The organism is Streptomyces sp. NPDC056160, from assembly GCF_042268205.1.
In the GTDB taxonomy this organism is placed as follows: Bacteria; Actinomycetota; Actinomycetes; order Streptomycetales; family Streptomycetaceae; genus Streptomyces.
The window spans coordinates 1-22,996 of the sequence record NZ_JBHJUW010000141.1; the positions used below are offsets into that span (position 1 = coordinate 1).

Annotated in this window: 22 protein-coding genes; 6 read left to right on the forward strand and 16 right to left on the reverse strand. The window is 73.1% G+C overall.

The features are described from left to right. Positions 1–50: 50 nt before the first annotated feature. Positions 51–2,576, reverse strand: a complete 2,526-nt coding sequence (locus tag ACFC02_RS34630; RefSeq protein ID WP_376365880.1) for an ATP-dependent Clp protease ATP-binding subunit — start codon at positions 2,574–2,576, stop codon at positions 51–53. 441 nt (positions 2,577–3,017) lie between these two features. On the opposite strand from ACFC02_RS34630, the gene ACFC02_RS34635 reads away from it, so the two are divergent. After that, positions 3,018–3,662: an SCO3374 family protein gene (locus ACFC02_RS34635; RefSeq protein ID WP_376365882.1), complete on the forward strand. Its 645-nt coding sequence runs from the start codon at positions 3,018–3,020 to the stop codon at positions 3,660–3,662. 21 nt (positions 3,663–3,683) lie between these two features. On the opposite strand, the gene ACFC02_RS34640 is transcribed toward ACFC02_RS34635, so the two are convergent. The 10 genes from ACFC02_RS34640 to ACFC02_RS34685 form a co-directional block, all read right to left on the reverse strand. Then, complete coding sequence (locus ACFC02_RS34640) at positions 3,684–4,022, reverse strand: Lsr2 family protein (RefSeq protein ID WP_360970957.1); 339 nt, start codon at positions 4,020–4,022, stop codon at positions 3,684–3,686. 261 nt (positions 4,023–4,283) lie between these two features. Continuing rightward, the gene (locus ACFC02_RS34645) at positions 4,284–4,841 is read right to left on the reverse strand and encodes an amino-acid N-acetyltransferase (RefSeq protein ID WP_376365884.1); all 558 of its coding nucleotides are present in this window, start codon (positions 4,839–4,841) and stop codon (positions 4,284–4,286) included. Between the two features lie 9 nt (positions 4,842–4,850). Continuing rightward, positions 4,851–5,369: a BlaI/MecI/CopY family transcriptional regulator gene (locus tag ACFC02_RS34650; protein ID WP_376365914.1), complete on the reverse strand. Its 519-nt coding sequence runs from the start codon at positions 5,367–5,369 to the stop codon at positions 4,851–4,853. Between the two features lie 164 nt (positions 5,370–5,533). Beyond that, a complete protein-coding gene (locus ACFC02_RS34655; protein ID WP_376365886.1) occupies positions 5,534–5,728 on the reverse strand; it encodes a hypothetical protein in 195 nt (64 codons plus the stop codon). 54 nt (positions 5,729–5,782) lie between these two features. Beyond that, positions 5,783–6,526, reverse strand: a complete 744-nt coding sequence (locus ACFC02_RS34660; RefSeq protein WP_376365888.1) for a hypothetical protein — start codon at positions 6,524–6,526, stop codon at positions 5,783–5,785. A 169-nt stretch (positions 6,527–6,695) separates the two neighbouring features. Continuing rightward, positions 6,696–7,493 carry a type III pantothenate kinase gene (locus ACFC02_RS34665; RefSeq protein WP_360970972.1) on the reverse strand — a complete coding sequence of 266 codons (798 nt, stop codon included), beginning with the start codon at positions 7,491–7,493 and terminating at the stop codon, positions 6,696–6,698. 9 nt (positions 7,494–7,502) lie between these two features. Continuing rightward, positions 7,503–8,480, reverse strand: a complete 978-nt coding sequence (nadC, locus tag ACFC02_RS34670) for a carboxylating nicotinate-nucleotide diphosphorylase (protein ID WP_376365891.1) — start codon at positions 8,478–8,480, stop codon at positions 7,503–7,505. Between the two features lie 5 nt (positions 8,481–8,485). Then, positions 8,486–10,219, reverse strand: a complete 1,734-nt coding sequence (locus ACFC02_RS34675) for an L-aspartate oxidase (RefSeq protein WP_376365893.1) — start codon at positions 10,217–10,219, stop codon at positions 8,486–8,488. Continuing rightward, positions 10,216–11,244 (reverse strand): pantoate--beta-alanine ligase, encoded by a 1,029-nt coding sequence (gene panC, locus ACFC02_RS34680; RefSeq protein WP_376365895.1) that lies wholly within the window; start codon positions 11,242–11,244, stop codon positions 10,216–10,218. Before panC ends, ACFC02_RS34675 begins: the two co-directional genes overlap by 4 nt. Before the next feature lie 175 nt (positions 11,245–11,419). Continuing rightward, positions 11,420–12,385 carry a Rossmann-like and DUF2520 domain-containing protein gene (locus tag ACFC02_RS34685; RefSeq protein ID WP_376365897.1) on the reverse strand — a complete coding sequence of 322 codons (966 nt, stop codon included), beginning with the start codon at positions 12,383–12,385 and terminating at the stop codon, positions 11,420–11,422. Positions 12,386–12,557: 172 nt separating this feature from the next. Here ACFC02_RS34685 and ACFC02_RS34690 point away from each other — a divergent pair, with 172 nt between their 5' ends. After that, positions 12,558–13,808: a threonine aldolase family protein gene (locus ACFC02_RS34690; RefSeq protein ID WP_376365899.1), complete on the forward strand. Its 1,251-nt coding sequence runs from the start codon at positions 12,558–12,560 to the stop codon at positions 13,806–13,808. A 207-nt stretch (positions 13,809–14,015) separates the two neighbouring features. Here ACFC02_RS34690 and ACFC02_RS34695 read toward each other — a convergent pair whose 3' ends face one another. Next, positions 14,016–14,267, reverse strand: coding sequence for a hypothetical protein (locus ACFC02_RS34695; RefSeq protein ID WP_360970989.1), 252 nt, complete (start codon positions 14,265–14,267; stop codon positions 14,016–14,018). A gap of 199 nt (positions 14,268–14,466) precedes the next feature. Between ACFC02_RS34695 and ACFC02_RS34700 the strand changes: the two genes are divergently transcribed. Continuing rightward, positions 14,467–15,573, forward strand: coding sequence for a DUF5937 family protein (locus ACFC02_RS34700; RefSeq protein ID WP_360970992.1), 1,107 nt, complete (start codon positions 14,467–14,469; stop codon positions 15,571–15,573). A 29-nt stretch (positions 15,574–15,602) separates the two neighbouring features. Here the strand turns inward: ACFC02_RS34700 and ACFC02_RS34705 are convergent, their stop codons facing one another. The 3 genes from ACFC02_RS34705 to ACFC02_RS34715 all read right to left on the reverse strand — a co-directional run bounded on the left by ACFC02_RS34705 (position 15,603) and on the right by ACFC02_RS34715 (position 18,327). After that, positions 15,603–16,235 (reverse strand): AAA family ATPase, encoded by a 633-nt coding sequence (locus ACFC02_RS34705; RefSeq protein ID WP_376365902.1) that lies wholly within the window; start codon positions 16,233–16,235, stop codon positions 15,603–15,605. Positions 16,236–16,325: 90 nt separating this feature from the next. Continuing rightward, positions 16,326–16,997 (reverse strand): response regulator, encoded by a 672-nt coding sequence (locus ACFC02_RS34710; protein WP_376365904.1) that lies wholly within the window; start codon positions 16,995–16,997, stop codon positions 16,326–16,328. A 124-nt stretch (positions 16,998–17,121) separates the two neighbouring features. Next, positions 17,122–18,327 (reverse strand): sensor histidine kinase, encoded by a 1,206-nt coding sequence (locus ACFC02_RS34715; protein WP_376365906.1) that lies wholly within the window; start codon positions 18,325–18,327, stop codon positions 17,122–17,124. 118 nt (positions 18,328–18,445) lie between these two features. Between ACFC02_RS34715 and ACFC02_RS34720 the strand changes: the two genes are divergently transcribed. Continuing rightward, complete coding sequence (locus ACFC02_RS34720) at positions 18,446–19,600, forward strand: SAM-dependent methyltransferase (RefSeq protein ID WP_376365908.1); 1,155 nt, start codon at positions 18,446–18,448, stop codon at positions 19,598–19,600. Here the strand turns inward: ACFC02_RS34720 and ACFC02_RS34725 are convergent. Then, positions 19,565–20,716: an NADH-quinone oxidoreductase subunit D gene (locus ACFC02_RS34725; RefSeq protein ID WP_376365910.1), complete on the reverse strand. Its 1,152-nt coding sequence runs from the start codon at positions 20,714–20,716 to the stop codon at positions 19,565–19,567. The two genes, ACFC02_RS34720 and ACFC02_RS34725, sit on opposite strands and share 36 nt — an antisense overlap. A 31-nt stretch (positions 20,717–20,747) precedes the next feature. On the opposite strand from ACFC02_RS34725, the gene ACFC02_RS34730 reads away from it, so the two are divergent. Continuing rightward, positions 20,748–21,251, forward strand: coding sequence for a PH domain-containing protein (locus ACFC02_RS34730; RefSeq protein WP_376365912.1), 504 nt, complete (start codon positions 20,748–20,750; stop codon positions 21,249–21,251). A gap of 119 nt (positions 21,252–21,370) precedes the next feature. After that, complete coding sequence (locus ACFC02_RS34735; protein WP_376365916.1) at positions 21,371–22,741, forward strand: PH domain-containing protein; 1,371 nt, start codon at positions 21,371–21,373, stop codon at positions 22,739–22,741. The last annotated feature ends 255 nt before the right edge of the window (positions 22,742–22,996 follow it).

Genomic DNA, 22,996 nt, shown 5'->3' on the forward strand with positions numbered 1-22,996 from the left:
GACCTCTCGGTCCCGGGACAGCCCCTCTCGGTGCGTCGCCTCCCGGAGGGCTACGCGTCCTTGCTCAGGTTCGGTCCGGCTCCGCCGGCCGCCTGCTCGATCGGCGGGACGTCGGGCAGCGCCGACTTCTCCTCACCCCGGAAGGTGAAGGTCTTCTCGTCGCCCTCGCCCTCGGTGTCCACGACCACGATGTGACCGGGGCGCAGCTCGCCGAAGAGGATCTTCTCCGAGAGCGAGTCCTCGATCTCGCGCTGGATCGTCCGGCGCAGCGGCCGGGCGCCCAGAACGGGGTCGTAGCCCTTCTTGGACAGCAGCTCCTTGGCGGACTGGGACAGCTCGATGCCCATGTCCCGGTCCTTGAGGCGCTCGTCCACCTTGCCGATCATCAGGTCGACGATCCGCAGGATGTCGTCCTGCGTGAGCTGCGGGAAGACGACCACGTCGTCGACGCGGTTGAGGAACTCGGGCCGGAAGTGCTGCTTCAGCTCGTCCGAGACCTTGTTCTTCATGCGCTCGTAGTTGGTCTTCGTGTCGCCCGAGGCCGCGAAGCCCAGGTTGAAGCCCTTGGAGATGTCCCGGGTGCCGAGGTTGGTCGTCATGATGATGACCGTGTTCTTGAAGTCCACGACCCGGCCCTGGGAGTCGGTCAGGCGACCGTCCTCCAGGATCTGCAGCAGCGAGTTGAAGATGTCCGGGTGCGCCTTCTCGACCTCGTCGAACAGGACGACCGAGAACGGCTTGCGGCGGACCTTCTCCGTCAGCTGGCCGCCCTCCTCGTAGCCCACGTAGCCGGGGGGCGAACCGAAGAGGCGCGAGACCGTGTGCTTCTCGCTGAACTCCGACATGTCGAGGGAGATCAGCGCGTCCTCGTCACCGAAGAGGAACTCGGCGAGCGCCTTGGACAGCTCGGTCTTACCGACACCGGACGGACCGGCGAAGATGAACGAGCCGCCCGGACGCTTCGGGTCCTTGAGCCCGGCACGCGTACGGCGGATCGCCTTGGACAGCGCCTTGACGGCGTCGACCTGGCCGATGACCCGCTTGTGCAGCTCGTCCTCCATGCGGAGCAGACGGCTGGACTCCTCCTCGGTCAGCTTGAAGACCGGGATGCCGGTGGCCGTGGCGAGGACCTCGGCGATCAGCTCGCCGTCGACCTCCGCGACGACGTCCATGTCGCCGGCCTTCCACTCCTTCTCCCGCTTGGCCTTGGCGGCCAGGAGCTGCTTCTCCTTGTCGCGCAGGGAGGCGGCCTTCTCGAAGTCCTGCGAGTCGATCGCGGACTCCTTGTCCCGGCGGACGGCGGCGATCTTCTCGTCGAACTCGCGCAGGTCCGGCGGCGCGGTCATCCGGCGGATGCGCATCCGCGAGCCGGCCTCGTCGATCAGGTCGATCGCCTTGTCCGGCAGGAAGCGGTCCGAGATGTAGCGGTCGGCCAGGGTGGCCGCCTGGACCAGGGCCTCGTCGGTGATCGAGACGCGGTGGTGCGCCTCGTACCGGTCGCGCAGGCCCTTGAGGATCTCGATGGTGTGCGGCAGGGACGGCTCGGCGACCTGGATGGGCTGGAAGCGGCGCTCCAGGGCCGCGTCCTTCTCCAGGTGCTTGCGGTACTCGTCCAGGGTGGTGGCACCGATGGTCTGCAGCTCACCGCGGGCCAGCATCGGCTTCAGGATGGAGGCCGCGTCGATGGCACCCTCGGCGGCACCCGCACCGACCAGCGTGTGCAGCTCGTCGATGAACAGGATGATGTCCCCGCGGGTGCGGATCTCCTTGAGCACCTTCTTCAGGCGCTCCTCGAAGTCACCGCGGTAGCGGGAGCCGGCGACCAGGGCGCCGAGGTCCAGGGTGTAGAGGTGCTTGTCCTTGAGGGTCTCGGGCACCTCGCCCTTGACGATGGCCTGGGCGAGGCCCTCGACGACGGCGGTCTTGCCGACGCCGGGCTCACCGATCAGCACCGGGTTGTTCTTGGTACGGCGGGACAGCACCTGCATGACCCGCTCGATCTCCTTCTCGCGCCCGATGACCGGGTCGAGCTTGGACTCACGGGCGGCCTGGGTGAGGTTCCGGCCGAACTGGTCGAGGACCAGGGACGTCGAGGGGGTGCCCTCGGCAGGGCCGCCGGCGGTGGCGGTCTCCTTGCCCTGGTAACCGGAGAGCAGCTGGATCACCTGCTGCCGCACCCGGTTGAGGTCTGCGCCCAGCTTGACCAGGACCTGGGCGGCGACGCCCTCGCCCTCACGGATCAGGCCGAGCAGGATGTGCTCCGTGCCGATGTAGTTGTGGCCCAGCTGAAGGGCCTCGCGGAGCGACAGCTCCAGGACCTTCTTGGCACGGGGGGTGAAGGGAATGTGGCCGGACGGGGCCTGCTGGCCCTGGCCGATGATCTCCTCCACCTGCTGGCGGACCGCCTCGAGCGAAATCCCGAGGCTCTCAAGGGCCTTGGCGGCGACACCCTCACCCTCGTGGATCAGGCCCAGGAGGATGTGCTCGGTGCCGATGTAGTTGTGGTTGAGCATCCGGGCTTCTTCCTGAGCCAGGACGACAACCCGCCGCGCGCGGTCGGTGAACCTCTCGAACATCGTTAATCGCTCCTCAGAGCGGTCAGGCAGTGGGGGGAACTTCCCCTCCCTGTCCTTCCGCAGCTTAGTCCCGCAAGCGGGGACCGCTCATTCCAACTGCCGACACCGTCGATGGCCTCCTGACCCCGAACGCCGACATCTGCTCCAACCCGATGGTGCGAGACGATGTTCCCGCAGGCCAGGCAGTTACCCCAGTCGCCAGTACGCCGATGGCGAACGTGAGACTCCCCTGCCCGGGTGTGGCCTTGCGTGTCGCCCCCTCCCACTAGGCATGTCTTACCCGTGGGAACTGACACTCCATGCGGCGCGCACCGGTTCCCTCCGCTATGGGCGAACAACCTTGCGCCCTTCACCGCCTCCGCGCGCCCCCGATTCCGGCACGGTGCGCTCACGCGTGGCGACCCAGCGTAACCTCCGGGTCTTTCCGGCGGTTGCACTGGCATGGTCGGCAGCCTTCCCACGATCCCTCTCCCGGTCCCGCCTCCCCGTCGGCCGCTGGACCCCGGCGACCGGGTGCGGCACTGGTACGAGAACGAACTGGGGTGGGCGACGGTGCCCGGGGCACCGGTACGACTTGTCGTGGGCCGCCGCTTCGACGTCCTGGACGTCCCCCTGGAAGCGGGGCGCGCGGCACTGCGCCATCCGGGGCTCCGTCCGGGGGGGCCGGCGTCCCCGGTGGCCGTACAGGCGGACCGGATGCGGCTGCTGGTGGCCGCGGGCAGCGCGGAGGAGCTGCCGGAGCTGCTGCGGTGGCTGGAGTGGGACGCGCTGGACCTGGACCTGGTGGGCCTCGGCGCGGGGACGCAGATGGACGCTCCACCACCGCCCGGCGCCGGATCGCGGGCGCACGCGCGGGAGGAACGGCCTGGTCCGCAGGGGGCCGCCGAGTGGCTGCGGCCCCCCGAGCCCGGGCGCGAGGTCGAGACCTCGCTGCCGGCCATGCCGGCCGTGCCGGCGCCGGGGGGCGGCGGGGGTGGCCCCGGTCTCGTACGACTGGTGAACACGGTGGCGACGCACTGCCACCGGATCCGGCTGCGGCACGCGTGCGGCCTGCCGCCGGCGCTCCCCCGTGCCTTCGGGCCGTGAAAAGCCTCTCGCCGGCCTCGGTCAGCCGTTGGCCTTCTCGTAGGCCTCGCGGATGGTCGCGGGGACACGGCCGCGGTCGTTGACCTCGTAACCGTTCTCCTTCGCCCAGGCGCGGATCTGCGCGGTGTCCTGACCGCCGCCGGACGCCGCCGCGCGCGCCTTTCCGCGGCCGCCCGAAGCACGGCCCCCGGTACGCCGGCCGCTCTTGACGTACGGCTCGAGAAGGCCGCGGAGCTTGTCCGCATTGGCGGTGGTGAGATCGATCTCGTATGTCTTGCCGTCCAGTGCGAACGTCACGGTCTCGTCCGCCTCGCCACCGTCGAGGTCGTCGACAAGAAGGACCTGAACCTTCTGTGCCACCGGATTTCCTTTCATCGATAACGTCAGGGCCGGGGTTGGTCGGCATCCGCCGTTTCGCCGTCCCCTGTTATATGCAGTACTGCAGTACGTCGGAAAGCAAACCGCTTTTGCGGGAAAAACACAAACCCCTGGGAGAGACCGGACCCTCATCACCGCCCGGAAACATGCGCGTTTCGGACATAGGGAACGCGGGCATGACCGGTCCGACGGAATGCGGCTTCCTCACGCGGCGCCGGACGTCTCTTCGGGCGTCCCTGTGGATCACAGATGCAGAAGCATCCGGCTGTTGCCCAAGGTGTTCGGTTTCACCCGTTCGAGCCCGAGGAACTCCGCCACGCCCTCGTCATAGGAACGCATCAGCTCCGCGTAGACATCCGTGTCGACGGGTGTCTCGCCGATCTCCACGAAGCCGTGCTTCTCGAAGAAGTCGACTTCGAAGGTCAGACAGAAAACACGGCGAACGCCGAGCCAGCGCGCGGTCTGCAGCAACTTCTCCAGCACCTGGTGACCGACACCGGCACCCTTGAGGCCCGGCTTCACCGCGAGCGTGCGCACTTCCGCCAGGTCTTCCCACATCACGTGCAGTGCGCCGCAGCCGACGACCTCGGCGTTGTCGTCCCGTTCGGCGATCCAGAACTCCTGGATGTCCTCGTAAAGCGTCACCGTCGCTTTGTCGAGCAGGATGCGCTCGCGGGCGTAGGCGTCCAGCAGCCGGCGCACGGCCGGCACATCGCTGGTCCGGGCCCGCCGGACAGTGATGGCTTTTGCGGAGACTTCGGGATGCTCTGCCGGTTGCTCTACGGGGCGCTCTGCGGGCATGAGCGGACGCTATCGCCCGGCGCTGTCCGGCGCCGAGCCGGGGTTCCGGTCGCCGGATTCGGTGGCAGGACCTTCGGCGGAGATCCCTTCGGCGGCTTCCGCGGTATCCGGCACTTCGCCCAGGCCCGCCGCCGTTCCTTCCGCCGCTTCTGTTCCTCGCACCGGGCCGCCTTGTGCGCCGAGGACCGAGGTCCCGCCCTCGGGAGTGCCTTCGACGATCCGTACGGCATCCCGCAGCGCGCGCCGCTGTTCCTCGCTCATCATGCCGAAGAAGGCGACGAGAGCGGCCGCGGCGTTGTCGCTCTGGGACCAGGCGTCGTTCATCAGTGCGGCCGCGTAGGCGGCCCGGGTGGAGACCGCCTCATATCGATAGGCCCGGCCTTCCGCTTCCCGCCGCACCCAGCCCTTCTGATGGAGATTGTCCAAAACGGTCATCACCGTGGTGTACGCGATGGACCGTTCCTGTTGGAGGTCTTCCAGGACTTCTCGAACGGTCACCGGGCGGTTCCACTTCCATACCCGCGTCATGACCGCGTCTTCGAGTTCTCCCAAGGGGCGAGGCACACCTCAGACCATAGTGGGAGATGAGGGCAATGGCGTGCCGAACGTGCGCTCACGCCGCAAATGCGAACAAAAAGGGCGTACGGCGCGCAGCGTGACGGGGGCGTCGGTGCTGCGGGCCGTACGCCGTGTCAGGCGTCGGTGGTGGCGTTGCCGGCGGTGGAGGCCGGGGCCTGGCCGCCGCGGGCGGACACCAGGGCGGCGTCGACGGCCGCGTCCTCCTTGGCCTTGGCGGCCCCGCCCTGGGTCTTCACGATCACCCTGACCAGACCGATGAAGAAGGCGGCCATCACGATCGGCGGAACGAGTGCGGAGACGTAGTCCATGGATCCAGAGTAGCCAGGGGCGTGGGACAAACAGGGGCGGGGTGGTCCGGACCGCTACACCGCGGCGAGCCGCGCGGCCAGCCGCTGCTCGGGGCCCGGGGAGGGCGGGGCCGGCTTGCGCCGCGGGAAGACCTCGCCCGGCGTGGGGACGGGACGGCGCACGGGCTTCCCGCCGCCGGGGGCGGGCGCCGGACCGGGCGGGGCGGGCGCGGGCCGCGCGGGGGCGGGACGCTCGCCCGGCTTGGGCGCCGGCCGCTTCGCGGGGACCTTGCCGGGGCCGCCGCCCTGTCTCGCACGGGCGCCCGGCACGGTGACGAGGGCGCGGGCGGCGCCGAAGGGGTGGCGCGCACCGGGCGTGTCGTACAGGCCGAGCGGTTCGCGCGGGCCGCGGGAGGCGGGCACGGGCGCGGTGGGCACCGCGGGGGCGGCGGCCCTGGGCCCGCAGCGGTGCAGGAGGGCGGCGGCGGCCGGGTTGCCGCGCAGGGCGCGCAGGGCGGCGAGGTCGTCGCAGCCGGGCCGGTACCCGGCGCCCAGGGCCTCCTCCAGGAGCGCAAGGTAGCCGACGGCCGTGCCGGGCAGCGCGTCGCGGTAGCGGGCCAGGTCGGCCACCAGGAACGCGCGCAGCCGGGCGCCCTCGCGCATCGCCTCGTCGAGCGACTCGGCGAGGCGGAGACAGTCCTGCACGTCCTCGGCGCGGGCGGGACGGAGATGAAGGGCGACGGCGAGGGCGCGGCGGAGCACACGCAGCTCCTCCGCGCCGAACGCCATGCCGCCGCGGGTTCCGTATGGCGTGGGCATAGCCCGACCATACGCGCTAATCAGACAAATTCGACATAAGGCGCGTACGTGGCGTGCGTGGCGTGTGGTGCGTGGGGCGGGCTGCACGCGCACAGCGCACCGGACGTGCCGCACGCGCGCGCGGGCCTGTGTGCTGGAGCGGCACCCGCGCGCGTGCCGGGCGGGCGCGTCACATGCGGGACACGTTCCGCTCGTAGACCAGCCGCAGGCCGATCAGGGTCAGCCAGGGCTCGTGCTCGTCGATCACGGAGGACTCGCCGAGCACCATCGGGGCGAGCCCGCCGGTCGCGATCACGGTGACGTCGTCCGGGTCGTCGGACAGTTCGCGGGCCATGCGGCTCACGACGCCGTCGACCTGCCCGGCGAACCCGTAGACGATGCCGGCCTGCATCGCCTCGACCGTGTTCTTGCCGATCACGCTGCGCGGCCTGGCCACCTCGATCTTGCGCAGCTGGGCGCCCTTGACGCCGAGGGCGTCCACGGAGATCTCGATACCGGGGGCGATGACGCCGCCGATGTACTCCCCGCGCGCGGACACCGCGTCGAACGTCGTCGCCGTGCCGAAGTCCACGACGACGGCCGGGCCCCCGTACAGCTCGACGGCCGCGACCGCGTTGATGATGCGGTCCGCGCCGACCTCCTTGGGGTTGTCGGTCAGGATCGGCACCCCGGTCTTGACACCCGGCTCGACGAGCACGGCCGGTACGTCGCCGTAGTAGCGCCGGGTCACCTCGCGCAGCTCGTGCAGGACCGACGGCACGGTCGCGCAGATCGCGATGCCGTCGATGCCGTCGCCCAGTTCGTCGCCGAGCAGCGGGTGCATGCCCATCAGGCCCTGCAGGAGCACGGCCAGCTCGTCGGCCGTGCGCCGGGCGTCGGTGGAGATGCGCCAGTGCTCCACGATGTCGTCCCCGTCGAACAGGCCGAGGACCGTGTGCGTGTTGCCTACGTCGATGGTCAGGAGCATGGCCGGTCCCTACTCCGCCTCGCGCAGGTCCAGGCCGATGTCCAGGATCGGCGAGGAGTGGGTGAGGGCCCCGACGGCCAGGAAGTCGACGCCTGTCTCCGCATAGGCGCGGGCGTTGTCCAGGGCGAGCCGGCCCGAGGCCTCCAGGAGCGCGCGGCCGCCGACGATCGCCACGGCCTCCTCGCACTCACCGGGGGTGAAGTTGTCGAGCAGGATCAGGTCGGCGCCCGCGTCCACGACCTCGCGCAGCTGGTGCAGGGTGTCGACCTCGACCTCGATCGGCACGTCCGGGAAGGCCTCCCGCACGGCCTTGAAGGCCTGCCCGACGCCGCCGGCGGCCACGACGTGGTTGTCCTTGACCAGGGCGGCGTCCGAGAGGGACATCCGGTGGTTGACGCCCCCGCCGGCCCGGACGGCGAACTTCTCCAGGGACCTGAGGCCCGGGGTCGTCTTGCGGGTGTCGCGCACCTTGGCCTTGGTGCCGTCCAGGGCGTCCGCCCACGCGCGCGTGGCGCTGGCGATGCCCGACAGACGGCACAGGAGGTTGAGGGCGCTGCGCTCGGCGGTGAGCAGGTCACGCGTGCGCGTGGTGACCGACAGCAGTTTCTGCCCGGCCTCGACGCGGTCGCCGTCCTCGACGTGCCGCTCGACCTCGAACTCGTCCGCGCAGACGACCGAGAGGACCGCCTCGGCCACGCGCAGGCCCGCCACCACGCCGGCCTCGCGCGCGGTGAAGTCGCCGGTGGCCACGGCCTCCTCGGGGATGGTCGCGACCGTCGTCACGTCCACGCCGTGGGCGAGGTCCTCCTGGATGGCGACATTGGCGATGTCCTCGATCTCCACCGGGTCGAGTCCGGCGCCGGCCAGCAGTTCGGCGAGCGCGGGGTCCAGCCCGCACTCCAGGTACTCCTCGTCGGCGTCCGCGCCACAGGCACAGCCGTCGCCGCAGCCGCCGTTCGAGGCGAGGGGAAGGTCTTCGGTGCTCACTTGTGTCACTGCTCCTGGGGACGGCGGGGCGCGGTGGCCCCGGGTCGGGTCGGGGGGAAGTCTGCGGTGTCCGTGGTGTGCACGAGGGGCGTACGCGCGGAGTTCAGCCGTACGACGATGTGGCGGCGCCAGTGGGCGTCGTCGCGCTCGGCGTGGTCCTCGCGCCAGTGGCAGCCGCGGGTCTCCTCCCGCAGCCGGGCGGCGGCGACCAGGACCCGGGCCACGCACAGGAGGTTGGTGGCCTCCCAGGTGTCGACGCCGGGCTCGGCGGTCTTGCCGTTCTCCGCCAGCGCGCCGCGCGCCTCGGCGTGCAGCTGTTCGAGCCGGTCGGCGGCCCCGGCCAGGGAGGCGTCGGAGCGCAGCACGCCGGCGCCCTCCGTCATGATCCGCTGGATCGCGAACCGCGTCTCGGGGGCCAGGAGCGGGTGCGCGGGCTGCTCGGCGCGGGGGACCGGCTGGGGCACGCGCGCGTGCAGGCCGTCGTGCGTCCGCTCCCGCGCGATGTCGGCGGCGATCCGCTCGGCGTAGACCAGCCCCTCCAGGAGGGAGTTGGAAGCGAGCCGGTTCGCGCCGTGGACGCCGGTGCAGGCGACCTCCCCGCACGCGTACAGACCGGGCACGGTGGTCCTGCCGCGGGCGTCGGTGCGCACGCCCCCGGAGGCGTAGTGGGCGGCCGGGGCGACCGGGATCGGCTCGGTGACCGGGTCGATGCCGTGGGCGCGGCAGGCGGCCAGGATCGTCGGGAAGCGGTGCTCCCACATCCCGGCGCCGAAGTGCCGCGCGTCCAGGAACATGTGTTCGGCGCCCTGTTCCTGCATGCGGCGGGTGATGCCCTTGGCGACGATGTCCCGCGGCGCCAGTTCGGCCAGTTCGTGCTGCCCCACCATGAACCGCACGCCGTCGGCGTCGACCAGGTGGGCGCCCTCCCCGCGCACCGCCTCGGAGACCAGCGGCTGCTGGCCCTCGGCGTCCGCGCCGAGGAAGAGCACGGTGGGGTGGAACTGCACGAACTCCAGGTCGGAGACCTCCGCGCCCGCGCGCAGGGCGAGCGCCACGCCGTCGCCGGTGGACACCGACGGGTTGGTGGTCGCGGAGAAGACCTGGCCCATGCCGCCGGTCGCGAGAACCACGGCCGGCGCGTGCACGGCGCCCACGCCGTCGTGCTGGCCCTCGCCCATGACGTGCAGGGTCACACCCGCGGCGCGGCCGTCGGCGTCGGTGAGCAGGTCCAGCACGAGCGCGTTCTCGACGGTGTGCACGCCCCGCGCGCGGACCGCCTCGACGAGCGCCCGGGAGACCTCGGCGCCGGTCGCGTCACCGCCCGCGTGCACGATGCGGCGGAGGTGGTGGCCGCCCTCGCGGGTGAGCTGGATGGCGCCCTCGTCGTCCGTGTCGAACCGCGCACCCGTGGAGATCAGCCGCCGCACGGCGTCGGGCCCGTCGGTCACGAGGATCCGTACGGCCTCCTCGTCGCACAGCCCGGCCCCGGCCACCAGCGTGTCGTCCAGGTGCTGCCCCGGCGTGTCGCCCTCGCCGAGGGCCGCGGCGATGCCGCCCTGGGCCCAGCGGGTGGAGCCGTCGTCGAGGCGGGCCTTGGTGACGACGACCGTGGTCAGGCCGGCGGCCTCGCAGCGCAGGGCCGCGGTCAGACCGGCGACACCGGAGCCGACGACCACGACGTCGGCGGCGATGGACCACCCGGGCGCGGGCGCGTGCAGTCGTATGCCTGTGCTGGTCACGAGGCGGCTCCAAGGGGTTCCGGGGCCCCGGGGTTCCCGGGGTTTCCGAAGGTGAGGGGCAGGTTGTCGATCAGCCGGGTCGCCCCGACCCGGGCGGCGACGGCGAGCACGGCCTCGCCGGTGAAGTCGCCCCCGATCTCGGTGAAGTCGGACGGGTCGACGAGGGCCAGGTAGTCGAGTTCGAGCGGTGGGTCCAGGCGGGCGGCCTCGTCGAGGACCAGCCGGGCCGCCGCGCGGACGGCGTCGGCCGCGCCGGGAGCCGCCTTGGCGACGGCGGCGGCGTCGGCCGCCGCGCGGGACTCCCCCAGCGCGCTCAGGGCCTCGGCACGCGCGCGCGTGGAGGGCACCTCGCGGGCCCGGGCGCGCAGCGCCTCCTGGGCGGCGTGCCGGTCACGGCCCGCGAACAGGGCCTGGGAGAGGGCGAGGGCGGTGTGCCGCTCGCGCGGGGAGAGGTAGCGGTTGCGGCTGGAGAGGGCCAGCCCGTCGTCCTCGCGGACGGTCGGGACGGCGACGATCTCCACGCCGAAGTTCAGGTCGCGCGCCATGCGGCGGATCAGCGCGAGCTGCTGGGCGTCCTTCTGCCCGTACAGGGCCGCGTCGGGACGGGTCAGGTGCAGCAGCTTGGCGACGACGGTGAGCATGCCGTCGAAGTGTCCGGGGCGCGAGGCGCCCTCCAGACGCTCGCCCATCGGCCCGGCGGTGACGCGGACCTGGGGCTCGCCGCCCGGGTAGACCTCGTCGGCGGACGGCGCGAAGACGACGTCGGCGCCCGCCTGCTCGGCGACCTTGAGGTCGGCTTCCAGGGTGCGCGGGTAGCGGTCCAGGTCCTCGCCCGCGCCGAACTGGAGCGGGTTGACGAACACGGTGACGACGACCTCGCCGCCGTCACCGGCGATGCCGCGCGCGGCACGGATCAAGGTGGCGTGGCCCTCGTGCAGGGCACCCATGGTCATCACGACGGCGCGGCGGCCGGTACGCGCGCGTGCGTGCAGCTCGTCGGCGGTGCGCAGCAGGGTGGTGGTCATCGGGCGTCTCCGTTCTCGGGCGCCGGGGTCACCGGGCCGCCTTCCTCTGCGTACTCCGGTGCCGTGTCGCGTGCGTACTCCGGTGCCGTGTCGCGCGGGGCCGGTGCCGTGTTCCGCGGCTTGTCGGGCGCCGTGTCCTCCGGTGCCGTCCGGTGCTTCGAGTGCCCCGCGCGGGTCATCGGGCATCCCCTTCGCCGTCGCCGGCCGGTCCCGGGTCCCCGGGGCCGGGGGCCGCGTCGGTTCCGGCGGCGAGGACGTCCAGCAGGTCCGCGGCCAGTTCGGGCTTGAGCAGTCCGTGGGCGAGGGCGCGGTCGGCGGTGGCTCGGGCCATCGCCAGGTAGCCGGCGACGGTCTGCGGGGCGTGCCGGCGCAGTTCGGCGACGTGCGCCGCGACCGTACCCGCGTCTCCGCGCGCGACGGGGCCGGTGAGGGCCGCGTCGCCGGAGCGCAGGGCGTTGTCGAGGGCGGCGCCCAGCAGCGGGCCGAGCATCCGGTCGGGGGCCCCTACACCGGCCTCGCGCAGCAGCTCCATGGACTGCGCCACCAGCGTCACCAGGTGGTTGGCGCCCAGGGCGAGCGCCGCGTGGTAGAGCGGACGCCGCTCCTCGGCGATCCACTCGGGCTCGCCGCCCATCTCGATGACCAGGGCCTCGGCGGCCAGCCGCAGCTCCTCGGGAGCGGTGACGCCGAAGGAGCACCCGGCCAGCCGCTGCACGTCCACGGGAGTGCCGGTGAAGGTCATCGCCGGGTGCAGGGCCAGCGGCAGCGCGCCCGCGCGCAGCGCCGGGTCCAGCACCTTCGCGCCGTACCGCCCGGAGGTGTGCACGAGCAGTTGGCCGGGGCGTACGGCGCCGGTCTCGGCGAGGCCGGCGACGAGGCCGGGCAGGGTGTCGTCGGGGACGGTGAGGAGCACCAGGTCGGCGCGCTGGAGCACCTCGGCGGGGGGCACCAGGGGGACGCCGGGCAGCATCAGGTCGGCACGGCGCCTGGAGGCGTCGGAGACGCCCGAGGCGGCCACCGGCCGGTGGCCCGCGAGCTGGAGGGACGCGGCGAGCGCGGGGCCCACCCGGCCGGCGCCGACGACGCCGACGGTGAGCCGCGCGGGGCGGTCCCTTGGGTCTGGCTGTTGGCTTGTACTCACGCGACAGTGGCCTTCCCGTTCCAGTCCGCTCCCGGTACCGGACGATTTCTCGTCATGTTAACGCTATCCGTCGGAGAGGGGTCCGTTCGTCCACAGGCTGTGGGTTTCGCCACGGCGGGCGGCGGCGGAAATCCGGGTGCCCGCCGCGGTCGCCGCGCGGGATGATCCACGGATGAGTGACAGAGCGGATCGGTCGGGAACGGACCAGGCGGGACCGGATCGGTCAGGAACGGAGCAGGCGGGGCCCGGTGACGAAGGGCAGCTGCTGCTCGCGCGCGAGCCGGGCTCGGACGAGGAGCGGCGCAAGCGGCTGCGCGAGCGGCGCACAGCCGTGAACCGGGGCGCGGAGCGCGTGCTCTCCCGCCTCGGGTACCTGGGCACGCTCCGGGAGCGGCTCGCCGCGCTGGACCGGGCCGAGGAGGTGTACGACCTCGACGAGCCGTCGGACCTCTACGGCAACGGTGTCGTCGAGGCGCTGGAGGGGAAGGTCGCGGCACTGCTCGGCAAGGAGGCCGCCGCCTTCTTCCCGACCGGCACGATGGCGCAGCAGGTCGCCCTGCGCTGCTGGGCGGCCCGCACCGGGAACCCGGCCGTGGCCCTGCACGCCCTCTCCCACCCCGAGGTGCACGAACGCCATGCGTTCAGCCAGGTCAGCGGCCTGCGACCGGTGCGGGTGACGAGCGAGCCGCGGCAGCCGACCGCCGACGACGTGCGCGGTCTGGACGAGTCCATCGGGGCGCTGATGCTGGAGCTGCCCCTGCGGGACGCCGGTTTCGTGCTGCCCACCTGGCAGGAGCTGACCGAGGTCGTCGAGGCGGCGCGCGAGCGGGACCTAGTGGTGCACTTCGACGGCGCGCGCCTGTGGGAGACCACCGAGTATTTCGGGCGTTCCCTGGCGGAGATCGCGGACCTGGCCGACAGCGTGTACGTGTCGCTCTACAAGTCACTGGAAGGCCTCGGCGGTGCGCTGCTCGCCGGGCCGCGGGAACTGGTGGAGGAGGCGAAGGCCTGGCGGCACCGGTACGGGGGCACGGTCTTCCAGCAGTTCCCGACCGCGCTGTCGGCGCTGGCCGGACTCGAACGGGAACTGCCCCGCCTGCCCGCGTACGTACGGCACGCGCGCGTGGTGGCCGCCGCGCTGCGCGAGGGCTTCGAGGCTGCCGGGGTGCCCTGGTTCCGGGTGCATCCGGAGGTGCCGCACACCCACGAGTTCCAGGTCTGGTTGCCGTACGACGCGGACGTGCTCGCCGAGGCGGCGGTGCGCCAGGGGGAGGCGACGCGCACCCTGCTGTTCGCCCGCCCCTGGGACGGCGGCGGCCCCGGGGCGGCCTTCACCGAGGTGACCGTGCGCGCCGCCGGTCTGGAGTGGACGGCGGACGACGTGCGAGCGGCGGTCGCCGACTTCGTGACACGGCTGCCCTGAGGACGGCAGGCGCCGGAGCAAGCCTGCGCCGGGTCGTGTCGGCTCCCGCGGGAACCACGCCGGCGCTGTGTCGTGCCGGCTCCCGCGGGAGGCACGCCGGCGCTGGGGCGGCGACCGCGGGAAGCGCACTGGCGCCGGGCCGGCGATCCCGGCAGGGGAAGCGCGCTGCCGCGGGACCGGCGACCGCGGGAAGTGCGCCGGCCGCCGTCAGCAGCCGCTGGGGCGGGGCCGGCGCGAACCGCCGGGCGTGCGCCTGCGCGTCTGCCGGTGCCGCCACCGGTCCAGCGCGAGGCGCAGCCGCCCGTGCGCCGGACGGCCCGCGACCACGGCGCGAAAGCGCCGGCGGTCGCGCAGTTCGCGCGCGACCTGCCAGTCGTTCAGGCCCGGCGCGGGGGGCTCCGGCTCGCCGTGCTGACGCGCGCGATGGAGGTCGAGGAGGTACTGCTCGGTGATGCTCATGGCGTATCGCCTTCTCAGGACGTGAAGGGAGCGGGAGGGAAAGCGGAAGGAAAGGAACGGGAGGGGGCCCGGGGGTGGGCGGACCCCGCGGCTGCCCCGGTGGCTCCAGGTTGCGGCGGTGCCCGCACGAAGTCCCGCCGATTGACGGCGGCCGTCAATCGGGAGCCGCGTTGTCGGTGGCGCCGTGCACCATGGGGACATGAGCGTGCGCATCGACATCACGGGGCTGCGGCCGGAGAGGGTCGCCGCCGTGCCCTCGCCCCTGGCCGAGCTGGGCATGGCGCTGCACGCGTTGTCCGAGCCGGGGCACCACCCGGGCCTGCAGGGCTGGGCCACGGGCGTGACCGCCCGGCTCGACTCCCATCTCGCCGACCGGATGTGCGAGGCGGACTTCCTGTGGCGGACGACCTTCTCCGACCTCTTCATGCCCTTCGCCGGCCTGCCCGGCGGGACGGGGCTGCCGGGCCAGTCCCTCGCCGAGGAACTGGACCTGCTCGACAAGCTCTCCGACGAGCAGTTCGTGGACGCGGCCCTGGAGTTCACCTGCGCCCTGCCCTACAGCGAACCGGGCCCGGGCCCGCTCGCGGACGCGCGCCTGCGCCGCCGCGCCCTGGAACTGGCCGCCGCGCGCGGCCCGCAGCAGGTGCGCTTCAGCGAGCGCCTGCTGGCCGACCCGCCGCGCATCAGGGGCTGGTTGCGGCAGTTCCTCCAGGACTGCGACGAGGCGTTCTTCGCGGAGACCTGGTCCCGGCTGCGCCACCAACTCGCGGCGGACGCCCGCCACAAGACGGAGCTGCTGCGCCGCCGGGGCCTGGCGGAGGCGCTGGCAGCGGTGTCCCCCGCGGTCGAGCTGGACGAGACGGCCTGCCGGATCACGGTCGACAAGCTCGGCGAGGGCCGTACGGCCACGGCGGACGGCGGCCTGCTGCTCATACCGACGAGCCTCGGCTGGCCGCACCTGATGGTCCTGCACCGCCACGACTGGCAGCCTGCGCTGCACTACCCGGTCGGCTCCCCCGAGCTGTCCGCCCCGCCGTCGGTGGAGCAGCTGACCCTGCGGATGTCCGCGCTGTCCCACCCGGTGCGGATGAGACTGTGCCGCAGCCTGGCCCGCAGCGCGTTCACGACCAGCGAGCTGACCCAGGCACACGGCATGACCGCTCCTGAGATATCCCGGCACCTGAGTGTGCTGAAGAAGGCGGGCCTGGTCACCACCCGGCGCCGCGGGCGGTACGTCTACCACCAGTTGGACGTGGCGATGGTGGCCCGGCTGGGCAGCGACTTCCTGGAGGGGATCCTCAGGTAGGCCGGCCCGGCCGGTGGTCGGTGGCCGGGTCAGTCGAACCGGATGTGCCGGATGCCGACCCGCGCCTGCCTGAGCCGGGTGCGCAGCGGCCCTCCGGTGTGGGGCCGCAGCTCCAGCCCGGCCAGGACGGCGATCCGGTCCGCGGTCCTGGGGACGGTCGAGTGGTCGGTCCACAGGTGCTCGGCGAACTCCGGTTCGCGCAGCCGCGCGAGGCAGTGGTCGAGCTGCTGGACGGCCCAGGACTCCCTGTCCGGCCCGGAGTTCTTCCCGGCCGCTCGCCGGAGGAGGTGCCCGGGACCGCGCTCCCGCAGCCGCTTCAGTACGGTCTCGCGCTCCGCGAGGAGCGTGAAGTGCCGTACGTCGTGTCCCAGTTCCCGCAGCCGTCCCACCGTCTCGGCGAAGTGGCCTGGGTCGGTGACGGTCATGGGGGCGATGACCACCCCCTCGTGGAGCGTCAGCGCGAGATCGAGCACCTCGACCACGCCCTGCCTCCAGGACGCCAGGTCCTGGAAGTCGCCCCGGAGCGCGGGCGGCAGCATGCGGCGCAGACCGAAGCCGGCATGCTCGGGATCACAGATGACGCTGCCCGGCAGACGGTCCCGGATCTCGTGCGCGGTCTGTGTCTTGCCGCCCCCGAAGGGCCCGTTGATCCACAGGAGCATGCGCAGACCCTACCGGCGACCCGCTCCCCTGGGGGGCCCTTCCTCGGCCGGGGCCCCACCTTCAGCCGTGGCGCCCGGTGTCCGGGTCCCTCAGCCGTGGCCGCCGGCCCGGACCAGGCCCGTTTCGTAGGCGAGGACCACCACCTGCACGCGGTCGCGCAGGCCCAGCTTGGTGAGGATGCGGCCGACGTGGGTCTTCACCGTCGCCTCGGACAGCACCAGGCGGGCGGCGATCTCGCCGTTGGACAGGCCCTGCGCGACCAGGACCATCACCTCGCGCTCACGCTCGGTGAGCCGCTGCAGCTCCTTGTGCCGGGGCTCCTGCCCGCCCGCGGGCAGCATGGGCGCGAACCGGTCGAGCAGACGGCGCGTGGTGGAGGGCGCCACCACCGCGTCGCCGCTGTGCACGGCGCGGATCGCGGCGAGCAGGTCGCCGGGCGGCACGTCCTTGAGCATGAACCCGGAGGCGCCCGCCTTCAGCCCGGAGAAGGCGTACTCGTCGAGGTCGAAGGTGGTCAGGATCAGCACCTTGGGCGGGTTCGCCTCCGAGCAGATGCGCCGGGTGGCCTCCACGCCGTCCAGCTTCGGCATGCGCACGTCCATCAGCACCACGTCGACCGCGGTGGCCCGCAGCACCTGGAGGGCCTCGACGCCGTCACCCGCCTCGGCGACGACCTCCATGTCCGGCTGGGCGGCGAGCACCATCCGGAATCCGGTGCGCAGCAGCACCTGGTCGTCGACGAGCATCACGCGGATCGTCATGGGGTCCTCTTCCATCGGGTAGGGCGGCGGGCGGGCAGGTGGGCGGGCGGCGAGGGGGCTCGCCGTGGCGGGGCGGTGCGGCGCTCACCGGCGCGGGGCGTGCGCCGGCTCCGGTGCGCCGGCTTCAGTGCGCCGGCTTGAGGGGCAGCAGCGCACTGATGCGGAAGCCTCCCCCGGGTCGCGGCCCCGCGTCCAGCGTGCCGCCGACCATACCGACGCGTTCGCGCATCCCGATCAGGCCGTGCCCCCGTCCGTCGGCGCCGCCCTCCTCGTACAGCTCGTGCGGTGCGCCCTTGCCGTCGTCCTCGACGAGCAGGCCGAGGCCGTCGTCGAAGTACACCAGGCGCACACTCGCACCCGCGTTCGGCCCGCCGTGCTTGCGGGTGTTGGTGAGGGCCTCCTGCACGATGCGGTACGCCGTCAGCTCGACGCCGCTGGGCAGCGGGCGCGGCGTGCCCTCGACCCGGAAGTCGACGGGCAGCCCGGACCCCCGGCACTGCTCGACCAGGTCCTCGATCTGCTCGGCGTTGGGCTGCGGCACGTACTCGCCGCCCTCCTGGTGCTCGCCGGTGCGCAGCACGCCCAGCAGGCGGCGCATCTCGGCGAGGGCCTGGCGGCCGGTGGAGGAGATCGTCTCCAGCGCCTTCTTGGCCTGGTCGGGCGCGGCGTCCAGGACGTAGGCGGCACCGTCGGCCTGCACCACCATCACGGAGACGTTGTGCGCGACCACGTCGTGCAGCTCGCGCGCGATACGGGCGCGTTCGGCGGCGACCGCGACCTTGGACTGCGCCTCGCGCTCCTTCTCCAGCCGGGCGGCCCGCTCCTCCAGCTGCGCGAAGTAGGCGCGGCGGGTGCGCATGGAGTCGCCGAGCACCCAGGCCAGGGCGAACGGCACGGTGGTGAAGACGGCTATCGCCACGTTGCCCGCGACGCTGGAGTTCTCCTGGGGCCAGCGGATCTGCGCGAGCGTCGCCGCGCACATCCCGCCGGCCAGGGCGAACCTGGAGGCCCAGCGGGCGCCGACCGCGGCGACCGTGTAGATGATCACCAGCATGGCGAAGTCGGCGACCGTCGTCTCGACGTCCAGCGCCAGCTGCGCGACGCCCGTCGCCGCCGCCAGCAGCACCATCTTCTCGGGCATGCGGCGGCGCAGCGCGACGACCGCGCTCAGCACGACGGACACCGCCAGTGCCCCGGCCAGCGTTCCGTGGTGGTCCGGCGTCCTGTCGACACTCACCGCGCCCAGGGCTGAGGCCCCGAGCAGGACGAGGGCCCAGAAGCCGTCGACCCCGGTCGGGTGCCTGCGGAGGAAGTCATAGAGACGCTGCACGTAACCCAGAGTAGGGAAGCGTGATAGGTGCATGGGTCAACCGGAGGGCCGATCCGCACTCGCCGCGCGTACTCCCCAAGGTGGAGGCCGTGATCACCTGTGCGCCTACTCTGGCCGGGTGGCGGACGACACATCGGCGGACGAATGGCGCGGCTGGCGCGCGGCGGCCCAGGACGCCCTCTACGGGCCGGGCGGCTTCTACCGGCGGCCCGAGGGTCCGGCGGGGCACTTCCGTACGTCCGTGCACGCCTCGCCGCTGTTCGCGACGGCCGTGGCGCGGCTGCTGTGCCGGGTCGACGCGGCGCTCGGGCACCCGGCGGTGCTCGACTTCGTCGACATGGCGGCCGGGCACGGGGAGCTGGCCTCAGGGGTGCTGGCCGCGCTGCCCGCGCGCGTGGCGTCCCGCGCGCGGGTGTACGCGGTCGAGGTCGCCGGGCGCCCGGCCGGACTCGATCACCGGATCGAGTGGCGCAGCGAGCCCCCGCGGCGGGTCAGCGGCCTGCTGTTCGCCAACGAGTGGCTGGACAACGTGCCGGTGGAGGTGGCGGAGGTGGACTCCGCGGGCGTGCCCCGGCGCGTGCTCGTCCGGCGGGACGGGACGCAGCGGCTCGGGGAGCCGGTGGCGGGCGCGGAGGCCGAGTGGCTGGACCGGTGGTGGCCGCTGCCCGCCGAGGAGGGCCTGCGCGCGGAGATCGGCCTGCCCCGGGACAGCGCCTGGGCCGCGGCGGTCTCGTGTCTCGACCGGGGCCTGGCGGTCGCCGTGGACTACGCGCACACGGCGGACGCCCGGCCGCTCTTCGGCACCCTCACCGGCTTCCGGGACGGGCGGGAGACGCGGCCCGTACCGGACGGTGCCTGCGACCTCACGGCCCACGTCGCCCTGGACGCGTGCGCCGCGCACGCCTCCCCGGGGGCGGGGGCGACGGCGGCGGGCACGCGAGCGGGAGCGGGAGCGGACATGGAGGCCGGGGCGGAGACGGGGGCGTGTGCGCCGGGAGGGCACGCCCGCGCACGCCGGTACCCGCCCGCGCGCCTGCTCTCCCAGCGCGACGCTCTGCGTGCCCTCGGTATCACCGGCGCACGCCCCCCGCTCAGCCTCGCCTCCACACACCCCGCGGAGTACGTACGCGCCCTGGCGAGCGCCGGTGAGGCCGCGGAACTCACCGCGGCGGGCGGCCTCGGCGACTTCGGCTGGCTGCTACAGCCGGTGGGCGTCCGGGACGGGGACGCGGCGGACCTACTTGTCGATGTCCCCGACCACGAAGAACATTGAGCCCAGGATCGCCACCATGTCCGCCACCAGCGTGCCCGGCAGCAGCTCGGTGAGGACCTGGATGTTGTTGTACGACGCCGAGCGCAGCTTCAGCCGGTACGGGGTCTTCTCGCCCTTGCTGACCAGGTAGTAGCCGTTGATCCCGAGCGGGTTCTCGGTCCAGGCGTAGGTGTGTCCCTCGGGCGCCTTGAGGACCTTCGGGAGCCGCTGGTTGACGGGCCCCGGTGCCAGCTCGGCCAGCCGGTCCAGGCAGGCGTCGGCGAGGTCGAGGGCGTTGTGGGTCTGCTCCAGCAGGCACTCGAAGCGGGCCAGGCAGTCGCCCTCCTCGCGGGTGACCACCTTGAGGGTGTCCCGCAGCTCCCCGTACGCCAGATACGGCTCGTCGCGGCGCAGGTCGAAGTCGACGCCCGCGGCGCGCGCGATCGGCCCGCTCACGCCGTACGCGTGCACGGCCCGCGGTGTCAGCGCGCCCACGCCCCGCGTGCGCCCCCGGAAGATCTCGTTGCCGAGGACCAGGTCGTCGAAGACGTCCATGCGCGAGCGCACGGCGGCGACGGCGCCGCGCGCGCGCGCGGACCATCCGGCGGGCAGGTCCTCCTTCAGGCCCCCGACCCGGTTGAACATGTAGTGCATCCGGCCGCCGGAGACCTCCTCCATGACGTTCTGGAGCACCTCCCGCTCCCGGAACGCGTAGAAGACCGGCGTGATGCCGCCCAGCTCCAGCGGATAGGAGCCGAGGAACATCAGGTGGTTGAGCACCCGGTTCAGCTCCGCGAGCAGCGTGCGCGTCCACACCGCGCGCGTGGGGACCTCCATGCCGAGCATGCGCTCCACCGCGAGGACCACGCCCAGCTCGTTCGAGAACGCCGACAGCCAGTCGTGACGGTTGGCCAGCATGATGATCTGCCGGTAGTCCCGCGCCTCGAACAGCTTCTCCGCGCCGCGGTGCATGTAGCCGATCACCGGCTCCGCGCGCGTGATGCGTTCGCCGTCCAGCAGCAGCTTCAACCGCAGCACACCGTGCGTGGACGGGTGCTGGGGCCCGATGTTGAGCACCATGTCGGTGCTCTCCGCGGCACCGCCGATCCCGACCATGGTCTCCGTCGTGGGAGTCATGGACCCAGTCTCCCCTACGTACGCTTGCCCCATGGAGACGGGGAGCCTGGAGAACGAGCGGTCTTCCGGGGAGGAGCCGGTGTGGACCGCGCTGCCCCCGGGCCTGCTGCGGATGCGCCGGCTGCTGCTGGTGCTGTGGCTGGGACTGGCCGCCGTGGCCGCCGCGGCGGTGCCCGGCACCGTGGCCGGCCCCGCGTGGTCGGCGTGCGCGGTGCTGCCGCTCGCGCTGATGGCCTGGGGATGGGTGCTGCTGGGCCGCAACTGGCGCTCCTGGCGCTACGCGGAGCGCGCCGACGACCTGCTGATCAGCCGGGGTGTGCTGTGGCGTGAGGAGACCGTCGTGCCGTACGGGCGGATGCAGTTGGTCGAGGTCACCTCCGGGCCCGTGGAACGGCACTTCGGGCTGGCCACCGTGCAGTTGCACACGGCCGCCGCCGCCACCGACGCGACCATCCCCGGCCTCGACCCGGCCGAGGCGGAACGGCTGCGCGACCGGCTCACCGAGCTGGGCGAGGCCCGATCGGCGGGACTGTGACGGTGACGGCGGCGGGGGGCGAGGAGACCGGCGGGGAACCCGCCGACGGACCGAGCACCGGCGGTCCGGCCACAGACGAGCCGACCGACGACGGGCCGACCGCTGTCGGGGCGGCCGCCGTGCCCCGGCCCGTCACCGAGCGGCGGCTGCACCCCGTGACACCGCTGCGCCGGGCCTGGGCGCCGGTCGCCGTCCTCGCCGGATGGGCGGTGCACGATCCCGGCCAGGCCCAGCAGCAGCTCACCAGGCTGACGACCGCCTGGCTGCTGACCGGACTCGCGGTGCTCGTCACGGCCGCCGCGCTCTACGGATTCCTGTCCTGGTGGTTCACGCACTTCGCGGTGACCGACAGCGAACTGCGCATACGCACCGGGCTGCTGTTCCGCCGCACCGCGCACATCCGGCTGGAACGCATCCAGGCCGTCGACGTCACCCGGCCGCTGCTCGCGCGGGTCGCGGGTGTCGCCAAGCTGAAACTCGACGTCATAGGCACGGACAAGAAGGACGAACTCGCCTTCCTCGGCGAGGACGACGCCCGCGCCCTGCGCGCCGAACTGCTCGCCCGGGCCGCCGGCTTCACCTCGCAGACGGCGCGGGAGGTCGGCGAGGCACCCGCGCGGGAACTCGTCCGCGTCCCCGCGCGCGTGATAGCGGTCTCGCTGCTGCTGATCGGTGCGACCTGGGGATCGCTGATCGCCGCCCTCGTCGTGCCGCCCCTGCTGTGGCTGGCCACCCACAGCCTGTGGACGGTGCTGGCCACCGCCCTGCCGCTGCTCGGCGGGGCCGTGACGAGCAGCGTCGGACGTTTCGTGGCCGCCTACGGCTGGACGGTGAGCGAGTCTCCCGACGGGCTGCGCATCGACCGCGGCCTGCTGGACCGCACCCACGAGACGGTGCCCCCGGGACGCGTGCAGACCGTACGGATCGTGGAACCGCTGCTGTGGCGGCGCTGGAAGTCACCCGGGCCCGACGGAACCGGGCGCGGACGCGGCTGGGTCCGCGTGGAACTGGACGTGGCCGGATCGTCGAACTCCGTGCTGCTGCCGGTGGCTCCCCGGGAGATCGCCGAGTCGGTGATCGCGCGGGTGCTGCCGGGGGTGACGGTGCCCGAGACCGCCTCGCTCGCCCGGCCGCCCCGACGTGCGCGGTGGTGCGCGCCGGTGCGTCGGCGGGGGTACGGAGTCGCCGTCACCGACGCGGTGTTCGCCGCCCGGCACGGCCTGCTCCGGCGGCGGCTAGCCCTGGTCCCGCACGCCAAGGTGCAGAGCGTACGGCTCACCCAAGGGCCCTGGAAGCGGGTCTGGAAGGTCGCGGACGTCCAGGTGGACACGGGCGCGAACAAGAGCGTGACGGCGCGGCTGCGGGACGTGGAGGAGGCGGGGCGGCTGCTGCGGGCGCAGGCCGAGCGGTCACGGACGGGACGGCGGGGAGCCGGGCCGGACCGGTGGATGACCGGGGACGCGGGAAGCACCGGGAGCGGGCAGCAGTAAGGGGCGTGGCCCCCTGTGCCACGCCCCTTACCCGCTCGTCCCCGGCTCGTCCTCTGCTCGTCCCTTTCGCGGCTCCCGCTCGCCGTGCGCCGTGCCCGGCGTACGCCCGCGCTCAGGAGGCCGCGGTCCGCAGTCCCTGGAGGTCGATCTGTTCCGTCTCGTCGTGGGCGGGGAGGTAGATTTAAATACCCCCCGCCCCGGCCCCCGGGGCCCCCGTGGGAGGTGCCCCCGGAGGGGGCCCGGGGGGGGGGGGAT

Excerpts from the sequence above, each read along its gene's own strand:
- panC (WP_376365895.1), bottom strand. The coding sequence starts at position 11,244 with ATGACCACCACCCTGCTGCGCACCGCCGACGAGCTGCACGCACGCGCG.
- ACFC02_RS34700 (WP_360970992.1), top strand. The coding sequence starts at position 14,467 with ATGAGCGTGCGCATCGACATCACGGGGCTGCGGCCGGAGAGGGTCGCC.
- ACFC02_RS34710 (WP_376365904.1), bottom strand. The coding sequence starts at position 16,997 with ATGACGATCCGCGTGATGCTCGTCGACGACCAGGTGCTGCTGCGCACC.
- ACFC02_RS34635 (WP_376365882.1), top strand. The coding sequence starts at position 3,018 with ATGGTCGGCAGCCTTCCCACGATCCCTCTCCCGGTCCCGCCTCCCCGT.
- ACFC02_RS34705 (WP_376365902.1), bottom strand. The coding sequence starts at position 16,235 with ATGCTCCTGTGGATCAACGGGCCCTTCGGGGGCGGCAAGACACAGACC.
- ACFC02_RS34645 (WP_376365884.1), bottom strand. The coding sequence starts at position 4,841 with ATGCCCGCAGAGCGCCCCGTAGAGCAACCGGCAGAGCATCCCGAAGTC.
- ACFC02_RS34655 (WP_376365886.1), bottom strand. The coding sequence starts at position 5,728 with ATGGACTACGTCTCCGCACTCGTTCCGCCGATCGTGATGGCCGCCTTC.
- ACFC02_RS34725 (WP_376365910.1), bottom strand. The coding sequence starts at position 20,716 with ATGACTCCCACGACGGAGACCATGGTCGGGATCGGCGGTGCCGCGGAG.
- ACFC02_RS34650 (WP_376365914.1), bottom strand. The coding sequence starts at position 5,369 with ATGACGCGGGTATGGAAGTGGAACCGCCCGGTGACCGTTCGAGAAGTC.
- ACFC02_RS34690 (WP_376365899.1), top strand. The coding sequence starts at position 12,558 with ATGAGTGACAGAGCGGATCGGTCGGGAACGGACCAGGCGGGACCGGAT.
- ACFC02_RS34695 (WP_360970989.1), bottom strand. The coding sequence starts at position 14,267 with ATGAGCATCACCGAGCAGTACCTCCTCGACCTCCATCGCGCGCGTCAG.
- ACFC02_RS34730 (WP_376365912.1), top strand. The coding sequence starts at position 20,748 with ATGGAGACGGGGAGCCTGGAGAACGAGCGGTCTTCCGGGGAGGAGCCG.
- ACFC02_RS34660 (WP_376365888.1), bottom strand. The coding sequence starts at position 6,526 with ATGCCCACGCCATACGGAACCCGCGGCGGCATGGCGTTCGGCGCGGAG.
- ACFC02_RS34665 (WP_360970972.1), bottom strand. The coding sequence starts at position 7,493 with ATGCTCCTGACCATCGACGTAGGCAACACGCACACGGTCCTCGGCCTG.
- ACFC02_RS34630 (WP_376365880.1), bottom strand. The coding sequence starts at position 2,576 with ATGTTCGAGAGGTTCACCGACCGCGCGCGGCGGGTTGTCGTCCTGGCT.